This is a genomic window from Streptomyces sp. NPDC001668 (assembly GCF_042893155.1).
Taxonomy (GTDB): domain Bacteria; phylum Actinomycetota; class Actinomycetes; order Streptomycetales; family Streptomycetaceae; genus Streptomyces.
Genome location: NZ_JBIAUQ010000010.1, coordinates 214,257 through 228,792, shown reverse-complemented (window position 1 = coordinate 228,792; position 14,536 = coordinate 214,257). Strand labels below are relative to the sequence as shown.

Annotated in this window: 15 protein-coding genes; 6 read left to right on the top strand and 9 right to left on the bottom strand. The window is 70.3% G+C overall.

What is annotated here, in order from left to right; genetic code table 11:
- Positions 1-11: 11 nt before the first annotated feature.
- The 9 genes from ACFYZ8_RS28610 to ACFYZ8_RS28570 all read right to left on the bottom strand — a co-directional run bounded on the left by ACFYZ8_RS28610 (position 12) and on the right by ACFYZ8_RS28570 (position 8,667).
- Complete coding sequence (locus ACFYZ8_RS28610; RefSeq protein WP_388537981.1) at positions 12-899, bottom strand: carbohydrate ABC transporter permease; 888 nt, start codon at positions 897-899, stop codon at positions 12-14.
- Positions 896-1,750, bottom strand: a complete 855-nt coding sequence (locus tag ACFYZ8_RS28605) for an ABC transporter permease subunit (RefSeq protein WP_359039855.1) — start codon at positions 1,748-1,750, stop codon at positions 896-898. Before ACFYZ8_RS28605 ends, ACFYZ8_RS28610 begins: the two co-directional genes overlap by 4 nt.
- A gap of 198 nt (positions 1,751-1,948) precedes the next feature.
- Positions 1,949-2,557, bottom strand: coding sequence for a hypothetical protein (locus ACFYZ8_RS28600; protein ID WP_388537979.1), 609 nt, complete (start codon positions 2,555-2,557; stop codon positions 1,949-1,951).
- A 494-nt stretch (positions 2,558-3,051) separates the two neighbouring features.
- On the bottom strand, positions 3,052-3,945 hold the full coding sequence (locus tag ACFYZ8_RS28595; RefSeq protein ID WP_388537977.1) for an SCO1860 family LAETG-anchored protein: 894 nt from the start codon (positions 3,943-3,945) through the stop codon (positions 3,052-3,054).
- A gap of 199 nt (positions 3,946-4,144) precedes the next feature.
- Positions 4,145-5,236, bottom strand: coding sequence for an amidohydrolase family protein (locus ACFYZ8_RS28590; RefSeq protein ID WP_388537975.1), 1,092 nt, complete (start codon positions 5,234-5,236; stop codon positions 4,145-4,147).
- A 66-nt stretch (positions 5,237-5,302) separates the two neighbouring features.
- Positions 5,303-6,094, bottom strand: coding sequence for a PIG-L deacetylase family protein (locus tag ACFYZ8_RS28585; protein WP_388537974.1), 792 nt, complete (start codon positions 6,092-6,094; stop codon positions 5,303-5,305).
- A 76-nt stretch (positions 6,095-6,170) separates the two neighbouring features.
- Positions 6,171-6,989, bottom strand: coding sequence for an amino acid ABC transporter ATP-binding protein (locus tag ACFYZ8_RS28580; RefSeq protein ID WP_388537972.1), 819 nt, complete (start codon positions 6,987-6,989; stop codon positions 6,171-6,173).
- The gene (locus tag ACFYZ8_RS28575; RefSeq protein WP_359039801.1) at positions 6,986-7,819 is read right to left on the bottom strand and encodes an amino acid ABC transporter permease; all 834 of its coding nucleotides are present in this window, start codon (positions 7,817-7,819) and stop codon (positions 6,986-6,988) included. The genes ACFYZ8_RS28580 and ACFYZ8_RS28575 overlap by 4 nt, the downstream gene beginning before the upstream one ends.
- Complete coding sequence (locus ACFYZ8_RS28570; RefSeq protein WP_359039799.1) at positions 7,816-8,667, bottom strand: transporter substrate-binding domain-containing protein; 852 nt, start codon at positions 8,665-8,667, stop codon at positions 7,816-7,818. Before ACFYZ8_RS28570 ends, ACFYZ8_RS28575 begins: the two co-directional genes overlap by 4 nt.
- 175 nt (positions 8,668-8,842) lie before the next feature.
- Here ACFYZ8_RS28570 and ACFYZ8_RS28565 point away from each other — a divergent pair, with 175 nt between their 5' ends.
- The 6 genes from ACFYZ8_RS28565 (at position 8,843) to thpD (ending at position 14,440) form a co-directional block, all read left to right on the top strand.
- Positions 8,843-9,943: an aminotransferase class V-fold PLP-dependent enzyme gene (locus ACFYZ8_RS28565; RefSeq protein ID WP_359039853.1), complete on the top strand. Its 1,101-nt coding sequence runs from the start codon at positions 8,843-8,845 to the stop codon at positions 9,941-9,943.
- Between the two features lie 464 nt (positions 9,944-10,407).
- The gene (locus ACFYZ8_RS28560) at positions 10,408-10,926 is read left to right on the top strand and encodes a DinB family protein (RefSeq protein ID WP_359039797.1); all 519 of its coding nucleotides are present in this window, start codon (positions 10,408-10,410) and stop codon (positions 10,924-10,926) included.
- A gap of 261 nt (positions 10,927-11,187) precedes the next feature.
- Positions 11,188-11,760 carry a diaminobutyrate acetyltransferase gene (gene ectA, locus ACFYZ8_RS28555; protein WP_388538092.1) on the top strand — a complete coding sequence of 191 codons (573 nt, stop codon included), beginning with the start codon at positions 11,188-11,190 and terminating at the stop codon, positions 11,758-11,760.
- A gap of 30 nt (positions 11,761-11,790) precedes the next feature.
- The gene (gene ectB / locus ACFYZ8_RS28550) at positions 11,791-13,062 is read left to right on the top strand and encodes a diaminobutyrate--2-oxoglutarate transaminase (RefSeq protein ID WP_359039795.1); all 1,272 of its coding nucleotides are present in this window, start codon (positions 11,791-11,793) and stop codon (positions 13,060-13,062) included.
- 65 nt (positions 13,063-13,127) lie between these two features.
- The gene (locus ACFYZ8_RS28545; RefSeq protein ID WP_359039793.1) at positions 13,128-13,538 is read left to right on the top strand and encodes an ectoine synthase; all 411 of its coding nucleotides are present in this window, start codon (positions 13,128-13,130) and stop codon (positions 13,536-13,538) included.
- Between the two features lie 8 nt (positions 13,539-13,546).
- Complete coding sequence (gene thpD / locus ACFYZ8_RS28540; RefSeq protein WP_359039791.1) at positions 13,547-14,440, top strand: ectoine hydroxylase; 894 nt, start codon at positions 13,547-13,549, stop codon at positions 14,438-14,440.
- Positions 14,441-14,536: the final 96 nt, after the last annotated feature.

The window sequence follows — 14,536 nt, the reverse complement described above, 5'->3', positions numbered from 1 at the left end:
GTGAGCTCGGGTCAGCTCTTGATGGCGCCGGTGAGCACGCCCTTGGTGAAGTACTTCTGGAGGAAGGGGTAGATCAGCAGGATCGGCACGGTGGCGATGACGAGGACCGCCATCTGCACGGTCTGCGGGGCGGTGACGGTGCCCTCGCCGGTGGTGGCGTCGGTGAGCCCGGAACCGGCCACCACGTAGGTGCGCAGCACCTGTTGGAGGGGCCAGTGGTCGCTCTCCAGGTAGAGCGAGGCGTAGAACCAGGAGTTCCAGTACGCCACCGCGTAGAAGAGTCCCACGACGGCCAACGCGGCCTTGGACAAAGGCAGTACGACGGAGACCAGCACCCGCCAGTCCCCCGCCCCGTCGAGACGCGCGGCCTCGTACAGCTCGTCGGGGATGCCCTGGAAGAACCCGCGCAGGACGACCAGGTTGAAGACGTTCACCAGGACGGGCAGGACCAGCGAGGCGTAACTGTCCAGCAGGCCCAGCTCCTTGACCAGCAGGAAGCTCGGGATCATGCCGGGCGGGAAGAGGAAGGTGAACAGGATCAGCAGAAGTGCCGGGCGGCCGCCGAGGACGCCGGGGCGGGCGAGGGCGTAGGCGAGGGTGACCGTGCACAGCAGGCTCAGCGCGGTCCCCACGACGGTGACGCCGACGCTGACCCCGAGGGCGTGGGTGACGATGCCGCCGTCGAGGATGTCGCGGTAGGCCTTCAGTGACGGGTCCGTCGGCCACAGCACCCAGCCGCCGTTGGCCACGACCTCCTCCGTGGAGGCGAGCGAGGTCGACACGATGACGAGGAACGGCACACAGACCAGCAGGACGACCACGGCGAGGGCGAGCGCCTTGCCGGCCTGGGTCACCGGCTTCGGCTTCTCCATCCATCCCGGACGGGTCTGGGCACTCACCTGTAGACCCCCTGTTCGCCGAGGCGGTGGGCGACCTTGTTGGCCGCGTAGACGAGGAGGGCGCCGACGACACCCTTGAACAGGCCCGCCGCGGCGGCGAATCCGTAGTCGCCGCCGACGATGCCCTGGTAGTAGACGAAGGTGTCGATGATCTCGGAGGCCTCGGGACCGACCGCGTCGCGCTGGAGCAGCATCTGCTCGAAGCCGACGGAGAGGATGTCACCGAGCCGCATGATCAGCAGCAGCACGATCACCGGGCGGATGGCGGGCAGGGTGACGTGCCAGAAGCGCCGCCAGGGGCCCGCGCCGTCGATCGCGGCGGCCTCGTACTGCTGCTCGTCGACCTGGGCGAGGGCCGCGAGGAAGATGATCGTGCCCCAGCCGGCGTCCTTCCAGATGACCTGGGCGACGACGAGCGGCTTGAAGGCGTCGGGGTTGCCGATGATGTCGACGGTGTGCAGACCCATGCCGTCCAGGCCGGAGTTGAGCAGCCCGGTGTCGCCGAGCAGCTGCTGGAAGAGGGCGACGACGATCACCCACGAGATGAAGTGCGGGAGATAGGCGACCGACTGCACGAACCGGCGGACGCTGCTGCGGGTGAGGCTGTGCAGCAGCAGGGCGAGGCCGAGCGGGACCGGGAAGTAGAAGACGAGCTGGAGGACGGCGATCCAGACCGTGTTGAACACCGCGTCCCAGAACGCGGTGTCCTCGAACATCCGCCGGAAGTTGCCGAGTCCGGTCCAGGGGCTGCCCCACAGGCCGTCGAAGGGGACGTACTCCTTGAACGCGATGACGTTGCCGGCCAGCGCGCCGTAGTGGAAGAGCAGGAAGTAGGCGAGGCCGGGCAGCATCAGCAGGAAAAGGGCTCTGCTCTGGAAGCGTTTTCGTCGGACGACTGCCAAGACTCTCCCTCTTCCTGGTGGGGTGGAACGAAGAGGAAGTTAAAGCGCTTTCATGCAAGGGTCAACACTTCTGACAAAGGCGGGGAGTTGAGGCAGGTCAGCGGTGCGGGGTGCGCTGCGGGCACGAGTGAAAACGCTCTCATAGCGCTAGGTTCGGGCACTGCGGCCCAGGAGGACGCTCGCGATGATCACCCACACGCCGGCGAGCATGAAGGCGAAGAACCCGACCCAGGGGATGAAGACCAGGACACCGAGGACGAGCGCGGCCCAGCTCAGCCAGCGGGGCAGCGGCGAGCCGTTGGCGCGGACCGTGGCCAGACCGGCGGCCAGGAGCATCAGGCCCATCCCGCCGACGAACGGGATGAAGAAGTCCTCGTTGATCGCGTTGAGCGTCTGGAGCGCCTGCGGGCTCGCCGTGGCCTTGTCCGAGAGGTCCAGCAGGGCCAGGGTCAGCGTCGCGCCCACCAGGAAACCCACGGCGATCAGGACACCGCCCGCCAGGACCACGCGGTGCAGCCACTCGTGGGCGGGAGGCAGGTCCCGGACGGCGCGGGCCAGGTACGCGGCGAAGAAGACGAACAGCACCGCGGCGATGACCAGGAGATACAGGCTCACGGCGGTCTGCGCGCGGTGGTCGTCGTAGTACGCGTTCACCTTGCGGCCGGACGCGCCGACGCCCGGAGTGTCGCCGAGCATGAGGAAACCGGCGACCGTGAGCGCCACGGCCACGACACCGGTGAGCGGTGCAACACGCATGGGGACCTCCTCACCCCCGGCAGAGCAGCCCCCTCACTTCTCACGGTGGCAGAATTGCGACCACTGCGCCATCCGGGTGAGTGCCGGGCGCCGACTCGTCACGCACCGCCCTCGGGCGCACCGTACCGATGGCATCCCACCGCGCGAGTGGGCCGCCGCCCGGACCAAGGTGCCCCTCCGGCCCCTCGCCCGGGCCGCGGTCGACGGCCACGGTCAGCCCCGGCGCCGGGCCGCCGCCACCGCCACCAGGTACGGCATCCGGGAAACCCCGCTCTGGCCGCCCGGTCCAGTGCCGGTCCCGGCCTGGCTCCCCCCTTTCGGCCCGGGGTCCGCCCCCCTCGCTCAGGAAGGCGCCACGGTCAGCCCCGGCGCCGGGCCGCCGCCACCAGGTACGGCATCCGGGAATCCCCGCTCTGGCCGCCCGGTTCGGTGCCGGTCCCGGCCTGGCTCCCCCTTCGCCCCGGGGTGCGCCCCCGCTCAGGAAGGCGCCACGGTCAGCCCCGGCGCCGGGCCGCCGCCACCGCTCCCCCGCCGGCCACGAGCAGTGCGAGTGCCCCACCCGCCAGGTACGGCGTCAGGGAGCTGCCGCCGGTCGAGGCCAGGGCCGCCTCCTTGGCGGGGCCGCTCTGGGGCTTGACGTCGTCCGCGGGGGGCTCCGAAGCGGCGGGCGCGGCCGGGGCCTCGCAGGTCGCCTTCGCGAGGGTCAGAGTGCCTTCGACCTCGGCGACGCCCAGCTTCAAAGGGTTGACGGAGATGTCGAGTTCGAGCGCGGTGGCGGCGGCCGTGCGCGAGGTGGTCACGTTCTTCGACAGGTCGAGGCGGACCTCACCGACGCCGGGGACCTTCACGTCGGTCGGGCCGCCCGCGGTCACCGTGACCTTCTTGCCGAGCACCGTCACCGCGCCGAGGAGGTTCGAGGAGGCGGTCGGCGTCTTACCGGCCTCGCAGGTCACCTCCGAGGTGATGCCCTCGATCTCGATGAGGGACAGCAGCGGCAGACCGGGGACGTGGAGCTTGGCGTGGCTGAGGCGGGTGGAGGCCTCGGCCCTCCCTTCCGTGACCGTCGCCTTCGCGTCGGCGGCCTCGGCGGCCAGCACGCTGAAGGGCTGCCCGCCGTCCACACCGTCCAACTCGGCCGTCAGCGCGGTCCGTTCGGCGCTCCGGGGTGCCTGGACCTCGTTGAGGGCGACCGCGAGCGGGACGTTCGCGGTCCTGTCGAGCAGATGGACGTCGAGCCCGGTGCGCAGGACGACGGCGCTCGCGCGGCCCTCGTCGCCGGTCGCGTGCGCGGCGCCCGCGCCGGCCAGTGCGGGACCCGCGGCCAGGACGGTGGCCGTCGCCACGGTGGCGAGACGGCGTGCGGGCATGCGGAAGTCGGTGCTGTTCAAGGCGGTGGGACCCCCAGAGAGGACTGGCTCGGGACCTCGAAAGGATGTCGTACCGCCGGTCGTTCGACAGCGGTCCGCCGGGAGTTCACACGATCGGGGCGCATCCGCGCACGCTTTCGAGCCCGCCTTCGCGCCCTACTTCGCACCCGCCTTCGTGCCCGCCTTCACGCCCTCCTTCGCGCCCGCCTTCAAGCGGTGGCTACTCCGGCACCCGGCCGTTCAGCACGACGTGGAGCGGGTCCGCGAGCACGCGTACGTCCGCGCGCGGGTCCTGCCCGTACACCACCAGGTCCGCGGCGGCGCCTTCCTCCAGCCCCGGCCGCCCCAGCCACTCCCGGGCGCCCCACGTGGTCGCCGCCAGGGCGTCCAGCGGGGGGATTCCGGCCGTGACCAGTTCCGCGACCTCCGCCGCGACCAGGCCGTGCGGGAGGGTGCCGCCCGCGTCGGTGCCGACGTAGACCGGGATGCCGGCGTCGTAGGCACCGCGGACGGTGTCGTAACGGCGTTCGTGGAGCCTGCGCATGTGGGCGGACCAGCGGGGGAACTTGGACTCGCCGCCGTCCGCCAGCTTCGGGAAGGTCGCGATGTTGACCAGGGTCGGGACGATCGCGACACCCCGCTCCGCGAAGAGGGGGATCAGATCGTCCGTGAGGCCGGTGGCGTGTTCGACGCAGTCGATGCCCGCCTCGACCAGGTCCTGGAGGGAGTTCTCGGCGAAGCAGTGCGCGGTGACCCGGGCGCCCAGGCGGTGGGCCTCCGCGATCGCCGCCTCGACCGCGTCGCGGGGCCAGTTGGGGGCCAGGTCGCCCACCTCGCGGTCGATCCAGTCGCCGACCAGCTTGACCCAGCCGTCGCCCCGGCGGGCCTCTTGGGCGACGTACGCGACGAGGTCCTCGGGCTCGATCTCCCAGGCGAAGTTCCTGATGTAGCGGCGGGTACGGGCGATGTGCCGGCCGGCCCTGATGATCTTCGGAAGATCCTCGCGGTCGTCCACCCAGCGGGTGTCGGAGGGCGACCCGGCGTCGCGGATCAGGAGGGTGCCGGCCTCCCGGTCGGTCAGCGCCTGATTCTCGGCCACGTCCTGGTCGACCGGGCCGTGCGGGCCCAGGCCCACATGGCAGTGCGCGTCCACCAGGCCGGGCAGCGCCCAGCCGGACACCGTACGGACGTCGCGCGCGGCGACGGGACGGTCGTAGGAGATCCGCCCGTCGACCACCCACAGTTCGTCCCGGACCTCCTCGGGGCCGACCAGGATCCGGCCCTTCACGTGCAGCACCGCGCGATCGCTCATGCACCGCACCCTAGCCAGCCCGGGGAGCGTCGTCCGGGTCAGGTCGGTGGACGGGGCCGGCCCGGGTCACTGCTCCCAGGGCGGTGGTCCGTCGAAGGCGAGCTGGTGGACGTCGAAGAGGACCGCCGCCTCGACGCCGAGGGCGGGGCCGGCCTGGCGGGCCGCCCAGGTCAGGAAGGGGCGCGGTGCGAAGGCGCCCGCGCCGAGGCCCTTGGTGTACTCGGCGTGCGCGGCCAGGGAGGCGATGCCGCGCTCCAGCGGTTCGCCGGTGACGTCGACGCCGTGCGTGGGCCGGTCGGTGCCGGCGACGGCCACGAAGCGGACACCGCCCCAGGGTTCGAGGCCCTCGTCGGCCAGTTCGGGGAAGATCCAGCGGTTGCCGGCGTCGCGGGCCGCGTCGATCGCGGCGAGGCCCACCACGCGGTGGTCGGCCTGGTTGACCACCCCGGCGACCATCCGCACGGTGTACGCCCCGGTCACCACGGCCTCGGGCCGGTGCCGTCGGATCGCCCGCACGATGTCCCGGCGCAGGGCCGGGCCCTCCTCGATCATCCCGTCGCGGTGGTCGAGGAACTCCACGGTGTCCACGCCCACTTCCCGCGCGCCCGCCCGCTCCTCGGCCTCGCGCAGCGGGCCCGCCTGGTCCGGGTGCAGCCCGTCGATGCCCGCCTCGCCGCGGGTGACCAGCAGATACGCGACCCGCTTGCCCTGGGTCGTCCAGCGGGCCACCGCGGACGCCGTCCCGTACTCGATGTCGTCCGGGTGCGCCGCCACGGCCAGGCAGCGCTCCCAGTCCTCCGGCAGCGGGGGCAGCGTGCCGCCCGCTCCGAAGCCACCCGTGTCGTCGAGAGTCGTCATGCCCGAATGATGGCGGTTGTCGGCTCTGCGGGACAGGGGAACGTACGTCCCGCGACAGGGGGACGTACGTCCCCTTTCAGGTGCCCTTCGCCGTGCCCTTCGCCGTGCCGTTTCCGGGGCCGTTCTCCTCCACGTCGGCCATCGCCGGGTCGAGGAGCCGGGAGAGGAAGTGGCGGGTGCGCTCGTGGCTCGGGGCGCCGATGACCCGGTCCGGGGTGCCGTCCTCGACGATCATTCCGTCGTCCATGAAGACGACCCGGTCGGCGACCTCGCGGGCGAAGGTCATCTCGTGGGTGACGACCATCATCGTCATGCCCTCCTGCGCGAGCATCCGCATGACCGCGAGCACGTCGCCCACCAGCTCCGGGTCCAGGGCCGAGGTCGGCTCGTCGAAGAGCATCACCTCGGGGCCCATGGACAGGGAGCGGGCGATCGCGACGCGCTGCTGCTGGCCGCCGGACAGGGAGGCGGGGTAGGCGTCGGCCTTCTCGGCGAGGCCCACCCGCTCCAGGTTCTCGGCGGCCACCTTCGCGGCCTCCGCCTTGCCCCGCCTCAGGACCCTGCGCTGCGGCAGCGTGAGGTTCTCGGTCACGGTGAGGTGCGGGAACAGGTTGAACTGCTGGAAGACCATGCCGATACGGCGGCGTACGGCGTCGATGTCGACGTCGGGATCGGTGAGTTCGGTGCCGCCGACGAAGACCTGGCCCCTCGTCGGCTCCTCCAGGAGGTTCACGCACCTGAGCAGCGTGGACTTGCCCGAGCCCGAGGGGCCGATCACACAGACGACCTCGCCCTGGCCGATCTCCAGGTCGATGCCCTTGAGGACCTCGTTGGTGCCGAACGACTTGTGCAGACCGCGGACTTCGATCTCCGGCCGGCTCGCCTCAACGGTCATTTCACGGCCTCCTGGGCCTTGGCCTCCATACGGCGGACCACGAACCCGAGCGGGATCGTCACCAGCAGGTAGCACAGGCCTGCGACGAGGATCGGCGTGGAGTTGGCGGTCGTACTGGCCAGGTCGCGGCCGTACTTGGACAGTTCGCGCTCCTCCAGGGTGACGCCGAGGAACAGCACCAGGGAGGAGTCCTTGAAGAGCAGGACGAGTTCGTTGGTCAGCGGCGGGAGGATGATCCGGAAGGCCTGCGGGACGATGATCGAGACCATCGCGCGGGCCGGGGAGAAGCCCAGTGAACGGGCCGCCTCCATCTGCCCCTTGGGCACCGCCTGGATACCCGCACGGATCGTCTCCGCCATGTACGCCGCCGCCACCAGGCCGAGCGCGAGGGCGACCTTGCCGTAGGTGCCGCCGATGATCTCCGTGCCGGGGAACGCGAGCGGTACGGCCACGCCGATGAAGATGAAGATCAGCAGCGCGGGCAGCCCGCGGAAGATCTCGATGTAGACGCCGGCGAACCAGCGGTACGGGCCCACCGAGGACAGCCGCATCAGCGCGATGACCATGCCGAGGACGAGTCCGACGACGAAGCCGGACAGTGTGTAGAGCACGGTGTTCTTCAACGCCAGCGTGATGACCTCGGGGAACATCTGGCCCGCGATGTCCGCCTGCGCGAACTGGTTCTTCAGCCGCCCCCAGTCCGCCGAGACCGCGAAGGCGATCACGGCGGCGACGAAGACGGCGTACTGGACACCGCGGGACAGGCTGCGCTTCTGACGTCGGGTCAGGCCCTTTTTGCGCGGCTGGAGTTGCGTGTCCGTCGCGGTCATGAGGCGGCGGGAGAGGCGACCGACTCGTCGTACGGGCCGATCCACTTCTCGTAGAGCTTCTTGTACGTGCCGTCGGCCTTGGCGTCGGAGAGCGCCTTGTTGATGGCGGCCCGCAGCTTGGTGTTGCCCTTCTTCACCGTGAAGCCGTACTGCTCACCGGTGTTGATGTTGTCCGCGACCTGGAAGGCGTCCGCGTTGGCCTTGTCCTTCAGCCAGCCCTGGACGACCGGGTAGTCGATGACGACGGCCTTGACCTGGCCGGAGCGCAGGCCGTTGAGGACGGCGTCGGAGGATTCGAAGGAGACCGGGTCGAAGCCCTGGGCCTTGACGTAGTCCTCGCCGGTGGTCTGCGCCTGGGCGCCGAGCTTGACCTTCTTCGCCTTGGCGTCGGCGAGCGAGGAGATCCCGCTGCCCTTGGCGACGAGGAGAGCCTGGGTGGCGTCGAAGTACGGGTCCGAGAAGTCGACGTTCTTCTTGCGCTCCTCGGTGATGGTCATGCCGGCCGCGGCCAGGTCGCACTCGCCGGAGTTGAGGAACGCGCCGGTCTTGAAGTTCTCGAAGGGGGTGTCGATGATCTTCTGCTTCACGCCCAGGTCCTTGGCGACCAGGTCGATGAGCGAGACGTCGAAGCCCTGGTACTTGCCGTCGATCTCCGACTGGAACGGCGGGTACGGCAGGTGGGTGCAGGTGGTGAGCTGTCCGGCCCTGACCAGTTCGACCCCGCCCGCGGCGGTCTTCGAACCGCTGCCGCCGTCGTCGCTGGAGGTACAGGCGGCGACGAGCAGGAGCCCGGCCGTCGCGGTGGTGGCGGCCAGGACGCGGGTCCGGCGCCCGGAGAGGGTGTTCACGGAAGGCCTCCTGTGGGGGAACTGTGGGTTCCGATTATAAGGAAAAGTTTGGGTCTCTCAAACCAAACCGATGGTCGCGAGGCCGTTCAGCCTAAGAAGTCGCCGGTCGTCGGGGGCTGATCGGGAACGGTTACGCTCGTTCACGTCTACCCCAGTGAGCGAAGAGAGCACCGTCGTGACGCACCCCTTCCTGGACCTGGCCCCGCTCGGCGCGGCGCAGTTCGCCTCGATCGAGGACCGCGTGGCGCGGCTGCTGCGCACCGAGCAGGACGTCGTGATCATGCAGGGCGAGGCGCTGCTGCCGCTTGAGGGGGCGATCCGCTCCGCCGCCGGTGCGGGTACGACCGCGCTGAACGTCATCACCGGCCCGTACGGGCAGACCTTCGGCGACTGGCTGCGGGACTGCGGCGCGACGGTGATCGACCTGGCGGTGCCGTTCCACACGGCGGTCACGGCCGAGCAGATCTCCGCGGCGTTCGAGGAGCACCCGTCGATCGACTTCGTGTCGCTGGTGCACGCGGAGGCGGCGACCGGCAACACGAACCCGGTCGCGGAGATCGGAGAGGTCGTACGGCGGCACGGGGCGCTGTTCTACCTGGACGCGGTCGCCTCGGTGGGGGCGGAGCCGGTGCTGCCGGACGCGTGGGGTGTGGACCTGTGCGTGATCGGGGCGCAGAAGGCGATGGGCGGGCCCGCGGGGGTGTCGGCGGTGTCGGTGAGCGAGCGGGCGTGGGCGCGGATGGCGGCGAATCCGGCGGCGCCGCGACGGTCGTACCTCTCGTTGCTGGACTGGAAGGAGCGCTGGATCGACGGCGGCCGCAAGACCCTGCTGCACGCTCCGGCGCAGCTGGAGATGCTGGCGCTCGAGGCGTGCGTCGAGCGGATCGAGGCGGACGGTCTTGAGGCGGTGATGGGCCGGCACCGGGCCGCTGCCGCGGCGACGCGGGCGGGGGCGAGGGCGTTGGGCGGCGGTCTGGAGCCCTATGTGTACGAGGACCACGAGGCCGCTCCGGTGGCCACGACGCTGCGTTCGCCGTCCGGCGTGGCGGCCTCGGAGCTGGTGTCCCGGGCCCTGTCCTCCGACCCCGCGCTGCCGCTGGCCGCGGGTGGGGGCGCGCTGGCCAAGGAGATGATCCGGGTCAACCACTACGGGGTGGATGCGACGCGGGGGGCTGTGCGGGCGTGTCTGGCGGCGTTGGGGGCGGCGCTGTTCGAGAAGGGTGCGGTTGTGGACGTGGAGGGCGCACTGCGCGCGGCGGACGAGGCTTGGCGTTGAGCGGGCGGGCAGTCCCTCGCGGGTCCGGGCGCGACTGAGGCACCGTGGCGGCCCACCGCGCGCGGCAGCCCCTGGCCGGCCCGTGCCCGGCTGCGGCACCGTCGTGGCTGGGCGCGCAGTTCCCCGCGCCCCTGAAGGGCGCCAGCCTGGAGCGGCGTCCAGTTGCGCTCCCGGCTGCACCCACCCCCCGCAGCCACCCCGGCCCCCGTCCCGACCGCCGCACCCTCGTGGCCGGGCGCGCAGTTCCCCGCGCCCCTGAAGGGCGCCAGCCTGGAACGGCGTTCAGTTGCGCTCCCGGCTGCACCAACCCCCGCAGCCACCCCGGCCCCCGTCCCGACCGCCGCACCCTCGTCGCCGGGCGCGCAGTTCCCCGCGCCCCTGAAAGGCGCCTGCCCCGAGCGGCGTTCAGTTGCGCTCGGGGCTGAACGAATCCCTCGCCGCCGCGCCGCTGCCACCCTCGGTTCATGACCGCCCATACCCTTCCCGACGGCCGGCCCCTCCCCTTGCTCACCGGCGCCGAGCGCCCCATGCTGGAGAGCTGGCTCGACTTCCACCGGGCCACGCTGGAGTTGAAGTGCGCGGGGCTGGACGACGCGCAGGTGCGCCTCGCCTCCGCGGAGCCCTCCGCGCTCACCCTCCTCGGACTGGTGCAGCATCTCGCCGAGGTGGAGCGGAACTGGTTCCAGCGGGTCGTCGGCGGGCTCGACGTGCCGCCCGTCTTCGAGGAGCCGACCGGGTACGCCCTCTCCCCGGGGCGCGGGCTCGACGAGGCGCTCACCGTCTGGCGGCGGGAGATCACGCGCGGGCGGGAGGTGTGCGCGGGGCTGCGGCTGGAGGACACCGGACGGATCGCCGACGAACCGATGGCCGGCGTCGAGGTCAGTCTGCGCTGGGTGCTCATTCACATGATCGAGGAATACGCCCGGCACAACGGACACGCCGACATCTTGCGTGAACGCGTCGACGGGGTTACCGGTGCATAATTCACGGGGTAATTCCAAGGTTTATCAGAGATTAGCTTCCCGTATTCTTCTGCCCGCTTTCCCTCGACCTAAACGCAAAGATTCTGCGAACGCGAAGCGGCTGAATTCGGGGGGATCTCGTGGGGGTTACATGCTTGTGACGCGTTACACACAGTGATACATTTGCCCGTTATTTGCTGGGCGTAACTGTACATAACGGTCACTTCTTGCGCGCCGACGCGCGCCCGCGTGATAACACACGGACCACTCGTACGTAACCCCATCCGGCGATGCATTTTTAAATTTCCCTCGGTAAATTCAATTCGCATGACTGCCGCACAAGCAGACCTGCAAATCGACCGACCGACGGTCGCGGACGGAGCCGCACTGTGGCGGATCGCCCGCGACTCCGAGGTTCTCGACCTGAACTCGTCGTACAGCTATCTGCTGTGGTGTCGCGACTTCGCCGCCACCTCGGCGGTGGCACGGAACGACCGCGGGGAGCCGATCGGCTTCGTCACCGGGTACGTGCGCCCGGACCGGCCCGGCACCCTGCTCGTCTGGCAGGTGGCGGTGGACTCGGCGTACCGCGGCCGCGGCCTCGCCGCCGCCCTGCTCGACGGACTGACCGCGCGGCTCGCCGCCGAGCGCGGGCTGAGCACCGTCGAGACCACCATCACGCCGGGCAACACCGCCTCCGAGCGGCTGTTCACGGCGTTCGCCGAACGCCGTGGCGCCGCCCTGGCGCGCGAGGTGCTGTTCGACACGAGCCTGTTCCCCGACGGGCCGCACGACCCAGAGGTCCTCTACCGCATCGGGCCCTTCTCCCCCGACTCCGCCACTCCCTCCGCCTGACCCCCCACGCACCCCGAGGAGCGATTCGTCGTGACCATCACCCAGCCCGACCTCAGCGTCTTCGAGACCCTCGAATCCGAGGTGCGCAGCTACTGCCGCGGCTGGCCCACCGTCTTCGACCGCGCGCAGGGCAGCCGCATGTACGACGAGGACGGCCACGCGTACCTGGACTTCTTCGCCGGCGCCGGTTCACTGAACTACGGCCACAACAACCCCGTGCTGAAACGGGCGTTGATCGACTACCTGGAGCGTGACGGCGTCACGCACGGGCTCGACATGTCGACCACCGCCAAGCGCGCCTTCCTCCAGACCTTCCAGGACCTGGTGCTGCGCCCGCGCGACCTGCCGTACAAGGTCATGTTCCCGGGCCCGACGGGCACCAACGCCGTGGAGTCGGCGCTCAAGCTGGCCCGGAAGGTCAAGGGCCGCGAGGCCATCGTGTCCTTCACCAACGCCTTCCACGGCATGTCCCTCGGGTCGCTCGCCGTCACCGGCAACGCCTTCAAGCGGGCCGGCGCCGGTATCCCGCTGGTGCACGGCACGCCGATGCCGTTCGACAACTACTTCGACGGCACCGTCGAGGACTTCCTGTGGTTCGAGCGGCTCCTGGAGGACCAGGGCTCCGGCCTCAACAAGCCGGCCGCCGTGATCGTGGAGACCGTGCAGGGCGAGGGCGGCATCAACGTCGCCCGCCGCGAGTGGCTGCAGGCGCTCGCCGCGCTGTGCGAGCGGCAGGACATGCTGCTCATCGTCGACGACATCCAGATGGGGTGCGGACGGACCGGTGCCTTCTTCTCGTTCGAGGAGGCGGGCATCACCCCCGACATCGTCACCGTGTCGAAGTCGATCAGCGGGTACGGACTGCCCATGTCCCTGTGCCTGTTCAAGCCCGAGCTGGACATCTGGGAGCCGGGCGAGCACAACGGCACCTTCCGCGGCAACAACCCGGCCTTCGTCACGGCCACCGCCACCCTGGAGCAGTACTGGGCGGACGGTTCCGCGATGGAGAAGCAGACCCGGCAGCGCGGGGAGCAGGTCGAGCAGGGGCTCATCTCCATCACCGAGGAGAACCTGGCCGACATCAAGGAGTACCGCGGCCGCGGGCTCGTGTGGGGCCTGGAGTTCCACGACAAGGAGCGTGCGGGCAAGGTGGCGCACCGGGCCTTCGAACTCGGGCTGCTCATCGAGACGTCGGGCCCCGAGAGCGAGGTCGTGAAGCTGCTTCCGGCGCTCACGATCACCCCCGAGGAACTGGACGAGGGACTGAGCATCCTCGCCCGTGCCGTACGGGAAACCGCCTGAAACCACCTGAAACCGTCTGAGAGACCGTCTCAGCACACCGCCCAACTAGGAGGCATCGCAATACCGTGATCGTCCGTTCGTTCAAGGACATCGAAGGCACCGACCGGCATGTGAAGGCCGCGTCCGGGACCTGGGAGAGCAAACGCATCGTGCTCGCCAAGGAACGGGTCGGCTTCTCGCTGCACGAGACGGTCCTGTACGCGGGTACGGAGACGTCGATGTGGTACGCGAACCACATCGAGGCCGTCGTCTGCGTCGAGGGCGAGGCCGAGCTGACCGACCACGAGAGCGGGCAGACGCACTCGATCACGCCCGGGACCATGTACCTGCTGGACGGTCACGAGCGGCACACACTGCGGGTCAAGGAGGACTTCCGCTGCATCTGTGTGTTCAACCCGCCCGTGACCGGCCGGGAGGACCACGACGAGAACGGCGTCTACCCGCTGCTCACCGAACCCGAGTCCGAGGAGGTGTGACCGCACCCATGACCACCACCACCGTCACCGATCTCTACCCCAGCCGCGGCGCCACCGAGGTGTCCGTCCCCCGCAAGGACCCGGTCGTCTGGTCGGCGCCCGGCGCGCCGGGGCCGATCGCCACGGCCGACCTGGAGGCGTTCGAGCGCGACGGCTTCCTCGCCGTCGACCAGCTCATCGGCCCCGACGAAGTGCCCGTCTACCAGCGTGAGTTGGAGCGGCTCGTCACCGACCCGGAGATCCGCGCGGACGAGCGCTCGATCATCGAGCCGCAGTCCAAGGAGATCCGCTCGGTCTTCGAGGTGCACAGGATCAGCGAGGTGTTCGCGAACCTGGTGCGGGACGAGCGGGTCGTCGGCCGGGCCCGGCAGATCCTCGGCTCGGACGTGTACGTCCACCAGTCGCGGATCAACGTCAAGCCCGGTTTCGGGGCCAGCGGCTTCTACTGGCACTCCGACTTCGAGACCTGGCACGCCGAGGACGGCCTGCCCAACATGCGCACGGTGTCCGTCTCGATCGCGCTGACCGAGAACTACGACACCAACGGCGGCCTCATGATCATGCCCGGCTCGCACAAGACCTTCCTCGGGTGTGCGGGTGCCACGCCGAAGGACAACTACAAGAAGTCCCTCCAGATGCAGGACGCGGGCACGCCCTCGGACGAGGCGCTGACCGCGATGGCGTCGGAGTACGGCATCAAGCTGTTCACCGGCAAGGCCGGTTCGGCGACCTGGTTCGACTGCAACGCCATGCACGGCTCCGGCGACAACATCACGCCGTTCCCGCGCAGCAACGTGTTCATCGTGTTCAACAGCGTGGAGAACGAGGCCGTGGAGCCGTTCGCGGCTCCGATCCGGCGGCCGGAGTTCATCGGCGCACGGGATTTCACGCCCGTGCGGTGAGACCGCTTCCCGGCCGGGGCGGGGGGCGGGGGGCCCAGCCCCCCCCCCGCCCCCCCCCCCCGGCGGGGGGGGAGCGCACCCCGGGGCCCCCCCGGT